Annotated in this window: 2 protein-coding genes; both read right to left on the bottom strand. The window is 70.5% G+C overall.

Features of this window, described 5'->3' with window-relative positions:
• Positions 1-1,733 (bottom strand): family 78 glycoside hydrolase catalytic domain (locus ACWEBX_RS38780; protein ID WP_451889409.1); only part of this gene is annotated, 1,733 nt, incomplete at its 3' end.
• Positions 1,726-2,915 (bottom strand): family 1 glycosylhydrolase (locus tag ACWEBX_RS38775; RefSeq protein ID WP_451889408.1); only part of this gene is annotated, 1,190 nt, incomplete at its 5' end. The genes ACWEBX_RS38780 and ACWEBX_RS38775, both read right to left, overlap by 8 nt.

The raw sequence follows: 2,915 nt of genomic DNA, 5'->3' as shown, positions 1-2,915 counted from the left end.
GGCGCGTCCGGCGGCGCGGCCGGGTCCAGCCAGTCCCCGAGCTGCAGGGCCGGCCTGTCGAAGAGGCTGGCGGGCCCGAGCAGCGTGGTCAGCCCGTCCACCCAGGCCCGCATGCTCGCGTACTGGCGGCGCAACAGCCCCGTGTCACCGAAGCGCTGGAAGAGGACCCAGGGCACGATCACCGCGGCGTCGCTCCAGCCGGCCGTCGGCGCGGGATCCGCGAAGGGGCCGGGGAAGTCGACCCGCGGCACGAACAGCGGTACGACGCCGGTCTCGGTCTGGTCCGCCGCGAGATCCGCCAGCCACGACGCGAGGAGTCCGGCGCTGTCGTAGAGGTAGGAGGATGTCGGAGCGAAGACCTGGATGTCGCCGGTCCACCCCAGACGCTCGTCGCGCTGCGGGCAGTCCGTCGGGATGTCGACGAAGTTCCCGCGCATGCCCCAGACGACGTTCTCGTGGAGCCTGTTCAGCAGGGGGTCGGAGCACTCGAACCATCCGGTGCGGCGCATGTCGGAGTGGTACACGACGGCGATGGCGTCGAGGTCGTCGTAGTCGCCGCCGACCTCGGCGTAGCGGAAGCCGTGGAGCGTGAAGGCCGGTTCCCAGCATTCGCCTTCGAGGTCACCGCGCAGGACGTAGCGATCGGTCGCCTCGGCGGTGCGCAGCGGCCGCACCCCGAGTTCGCCGTCCTCCAGCACCTCCGCGTGACGCATCGTGATCGTCGAGCCGCGGCTGCCCCGTACCGAGATGCGCAGGCGCCCGACCATGTTCTGCCCGAAGTCCAGCACGGTCCGGCCCGACGGGGTGATGATCGTCTCCACCGCGGTGCGCTCTTCGACCGCGCGGACGGGCGGCCCGGTCGGTGCGACCAGGGTGGCGAGGTCCCTCTCCCCCCGTCGGACGCCGGCCCACTCGCGCTCGTCGTACCCGGGTGATGACCATCCGGGTACCTCCTTCGTCGCGTCGTAGGTCTCGCCCTCGTAGAGATCGGCCCGACGGATCGGCCCGGTGGACGACCGCCAGCTCTCGTCGGTCGCGATCACCTGGCGGCGGCCGTCGCCGTACTCGATCTCGACCTGTGCCAGCAGACCGAGCGAACTGCCGTACGTGTCCCGCCACTCGGGCACGAATCCGACGCGGCCCCGCCACCAGCCGTCCGCGACCTGTACGCCGATGGCGTTCTCGCCGGATCGGACCATCGGTGTGACGTCGTACGTCTGACAACGCAGCCGGTGCCGGTAGCTGGTCCAGCCCGGCGTCAGCGTATGGTCTCCGACGCGCTCGCCGTTGAGTTCCGCCTCGTAGACGCCGTGAGCGGTGATGTGGAGCCTCGCGCGGACCACCTCGCCCTGTGCGGTGAACGAGCGGCGCAGCAGAGCCGCGGGACCCCGCTCGTCGCGAACGGGCTCGATCAGTACCGCCTGCCATTCGCTCACGGTCAGCCCGCGTTCGACGGTCACAGGGTCGCTCCAGTCGGAGGCCTCCCCGTCCGCGCCGATCACGCGCACCCGGACCTCCCGCGCCTCCCGGGGCTCCAGCGGGTCGGCCGGCCAGGGCACCAGTACCGAGTCCGCCGACTCGACGTGGAAGAACTCCTCGCCGATCGTGAGTTCGTACGCCGCCTGCCGCCAACCGGGTCGGCCGGCGGCCTGCCAGGAAAGCCGGGGGCGCTCTTCGCCGATGCCGAGCGGATCGTCACGATGCTCGAACCGGACCGCCGAGATCTCATCCACGGCGCAGGTCCGCGACGAGCTTGCCGTAGACGCCCGCGCTGGGTTTCGGCGTGCGGTCGAAGGTCACCGGGTCGACGCTGTGCAGGCCGAACTTGGGGCCGAAGCCGAAGATCCACTCGAAGTTGTCCATCAGGGTCCAGTGGAAGTAGCCGAGCACCGGGATGCCGTCGGTCATGGCTTCCTGGAGCCCTTCCAGCGACGGCTCGATGAAGGCCGCCCGCTCGGTGTCGTCGTCGGTCTGTCTGCCGTGCTCGGTCACCATCACGGGTACGCCGCTCACCGCGTGGGCGTAGCGGGCACAACTGCCCAGCGAGGCAGGGTCGGTGCGGTTCATCACGCCGCCCTTCGCCGGAGTGCCGTCGGTGTTCACGGCGCCCTCGGCGTCGTAGTGGTGCCGCTCGTAGTTCTGGATCCCGACGAAGTCGTCCTCGCGAGCGATCTCCAGCCAGGGCTGATAGACCTCGGCCCGTTTGCGGTCCCGCAGGGTGGCATCGGTGCCGTGGACCAGGTCGTCGACCAGGGCGATCGACAGGCCTACGGGCAGATCGGGCCGATGGGCCTTGATCGCGGCCCGAGCGGCCCGATGGCCCGCCGCCTGTCCGGCGAAGAGCTCCTCGGCCTCCTCGGCGACGGTGACATTGGTGAGGCGGTACCGCTCGACCCCCGCCGCCCGCGAGCACGCGTCGAGCGTGGCGCGCTCCAGGTCACGTACGAAGTCCGGCAGGCCCGCCCAGGCCAGCATCGGCGGCAGATTGGGCTCGTTCATGGTCACGGCCGCGGCGATCCGGTCGCCGAACACGGACATCACCCGATCGCAAAATCGCGCGAACCGCTCCGGCGCCCGTTCGCCGAGCCACCCGCCCCGCATCGCGAACCAGTGAGGGGCCACGAAATGATGGAAGGTCACCACCGGTGCCAGACCGCGCGAGAGGCAGTGGTCGACGATCGCCTCGTAGTGAGCGAGCGCCTCGGTGGAGAACTCGCCCTCCACCGGTTCGACCCGTGCCCACTCGACCGAGAACCGGTAGGCGTTGAGGTGCATCGCGGCCGCGAGGTCGACGTCCTCGCGCCACCGCTCCCACCCGTCGCAGGCCTTGCCGGACCTCTCCTGGAAGACGGTCGGTGTCACGTTCTCGGCGAACCAGCAGTCACTGGTGACGTTGTCACCCTCGCTCTGGTGGC

This window comes from Streptomyces sp. NPDC005070, assembly GCF_053600395.1.
This window is presented reverse-complemented; position numbering and strand designations above follow the sequence as displayed.